Source organism: Serratia sp. CY38905, assembly GCF_052168875.1.
In the GTDB taxonomy this organism is placed as follows: domain Bacteria; phylum Pseudomonadota; class Gammaproteobacteria; order Enterobacterales; family Enterobacteriaceae; genus Serratia; species Serratia sarumanii.
This window is the reverse complement of sequence record NZ_JBJNLV010000040.1, coordinates 1-2432: the sequence shown is the minus strand read 5'-3', so window position 1 is coordinate 2432 and position 2432 is coordinate 1. Positions and strand designations below refer to the sequence as shown.

Sequence of the window (2432 nt, the reverse complement as noted above, 5' to 3'; positions counted from 1 at the left end):
ACGGCCCACAGAATGATGTCACGCTGAAAATGCCGGCCTTTGAATGGGTTCATGTGCAGCTCCATCAGCAAAAGGGGATGATAAGTTTATCACCACCGACTATTTGCAACAGTGCCCCGAAAAGCAAGGTGCTGGCCGCCAGTTTTAAAACCCCGCGTCAGGCGCTGGATTGTCTGCTGGCGGGTTGCGAAGCGATCACCCTTCCTTTAGAATGTAGCGCAACAAATGCTCGATACCCCTGCGGTACAGTCAGCTGTTGAGAAGTTTGAGCAAGACTGGAAAAACGCATTCGGTAACATCAACCTGTAAGGGAGATAAAGTATGGATCGCATTATTCAATCACCTGGTAAATACATCCAGGGTGCAGATGTCATCACTCGTCTTGGCGAATACCTCAAGCCGTTGGCTGAACGTTGGCTGGTTGTCGGCGACAAATTTGTTCTCGGTTTCGCCCAGGGCGAGCTGGAAAAAAGCTTTAAAAATGCAGGACTGGCGCTGGAAGTTGCGCCGTTTGGCGGTGAATGCTCGCAAAACGAGATCGACCGTTTGCGCAGCGTGGCGGAAAACGCGCAGTGTGGCGCTGTTCTCGGCATCGGCGGCGGCAAAACGCTGGATACCGCGAAAGCCCTTGCCCACTTTATGAACCTGCCTGTGGCGATCGCGCCGACCATCGCCTCAACCGATGCGCCATGTAGCGCCCTTTCCGTAATCTACACCGATGCCGGTGAATTTGATCGTTATCTGCTGCTACCGCATAACCCGCATATGGTTATTGTCGATACCAAAATCGTTGCTGGTGCTCCGGCGCGTCTGTTAGCCGCAGGGATTGGTGATGCGCTGGCAACCTGGTTTGAAGCGCGCGCGTGTTCACGCAGCGGTGCGATCACCATGGCTGGCGGCAAATGCACTCAGGCGGCGCTGGCGCTGGCTGAACTGTGCTACAACACGCTGCTCGAAGAGGGTGAAAAAGCGATGCTGGCCGCCGAGCAGCACGTCGTCACCCCAGCGCTTGAGCGCGTGATTGAAGCTAACACCTATCTGAGTGGCGTCGGCTTTGAAAGCGGCGGTCTGGCTGCCGCACACGCGGTTCACAATGGCCTGACGGCGATCCCGGATGCGCACCGCTACTACCACGGTGAAAAAGTGGCGTTTGGTACGCTGACTCAGTTAGTTCTGGAAAACGCGCCGGTTGAAGAGATTGAGACCGTTGCCGCACTGTGCCATTCCGTCGGTCTGCCGATTACGCTGGCGCAACTGGATATCAAACAGGATATTCCGGCGAAGATGCGTATCGTGGCGGAAGCCTCCTGTGCGGAAGGCGAAACCATTCACAACATGCCTGGCGGCGCAACGCCGGATCAGGTTTATGCGGCGCTGTTGGTTGCCGACCAGTACGGTCAGCGCTATCTGCAAGAGTGGGAATAACACGCGCTACACTCCCGGCATAGCCGGGAGTGTTTCTCATGCCATCAAATCGGTTCTACCGTCCGTACTTCGCGCTTTTTGCGGCTGACAATGGTCAGCGCCAGAACGATCAGCACAATTCCCCCACCCTCGACAGGACCGGGATTTTCGCCAAGCAACCACCAGGAAAACAGCACACTACAGACTGGCACCGCCAGAGTGCTTAAACTGGCGATACTGGCAGGCAAATTTTTCAGAACAAACAGCCACAAGCTCCAGGCCAGTGCTGTCGCCAGAATCGCACTATATCCCAGTGCCCAGAGGACCACCGGCTGCCAGTCAACCTCCTGCTGCGGAACCAGCCAGGCCACCGCACTCATCACCAGTGCGGCATATAACATCTGCCAGGCCGTTAACGATAACAAATCCACGTGCGGATGGCGGGCGTACATGCGTTTAGCAACAATGGCGCTCGCCCCCCAGCTCACCCCGGAAAGAAGCGCCAGCAGTGCGCTTTTCAACGTGGATAAATTCAGTTGCCACGGCTGCATTACCAGCACCAGCCCCATTGCCGCAATGGCGATCGCCGCGTATTGCAGGCGTCGCAGGCGCTCGCCCAGAAATAGCGCCGCCAGAATAACGACCCAGAATGGCATGGTATAGGTCAAAATCGCGACCTTTCCCGCCCCACCGCTGACCAGCGCCCACTGACCAAAGCCAATCATCCCGCAGGTCTGCAACAGTGCAATTGCCAGCGTAAACCGAAACGGCGTCGGGCGCAGGCCGCGACCGCGCAGGAGGAGAACAATGAATAAAATGAAGGCTCCGAAGATACAGCGTAATGCAGTGAAGTCGAACGCGCCGATATAGCTCGTGACCTGCTTCATAAAAATCCAGCTATAGCTCCAGAGGCACTGTTGCAAAGTTAGCGATGAGGCAGCCTTTTGTCTTATTCAAAGGCCTTACATTTCAAAAACTCTGCTTACCAGGCGCATTTCGCCCAGGGGATCACCATAATAAAATGCTGA

The 2432-nt window shown here is 55.7% G+C and carries 2 protein-coding genes and 1 pseudogene; 2 read left to right on the top strand and 1 reads right to left on the bottom strand.

Going from position 1 to position 2432, the window contains the following annotated elements; genetic code table 11:
* Positions 1 to 113: 113 nt before the first annotated feature.
* Positions 114 to 309 (top strand): annotated as a pseudogene (locus ACJ8MK_RS25915) (transaldolase family protein); the annotation flags it as partial.
* Between the two features lie 12 nt (positions 310 to 321).
* Positions 322 to 1425: a bifunctional L-1,2-propanediol dehydrogenase/glycerol dehydrogenase gene (gldA, locus tag ACJ8MK_RS25910; RefSeq protein ID WP_000374020.1), complete on the top strand. Its 1104-nt coding sequence runs from the start codon at positions 322 to 324 to the stop codon at positions 1423 to 1425.
* A 44-nt stretch (positions 1426 to 1469) separates the two neighbouring features.
* On the opposite strand, the gene ACJ8MK_RS25905 is transcribed toward gldA, so the two are convergent.
* On the bottom strand, positions 1470 to 2357 hold the full coding sequence (locus tag ACJ8MK_RS25905; protein ID WP_032175019.1) for a DMT family transporter: 888 nt from the start codon (positions 2355 to 2357) through the stop codon (positions 1470 to 1472).
* Between the last annotated feature and the right edge of the window lie 75 nt (positions 2358 to 2432).

What these genes read in the sequence shown, in the direction of transcription:
- gldA (WP_000374020.1), top strand. Translation starts at nt 322, where the DNA reads ATGGATCGCATTATTCAATCACCTGGTAAATACATCCAGGGTGCAGAT.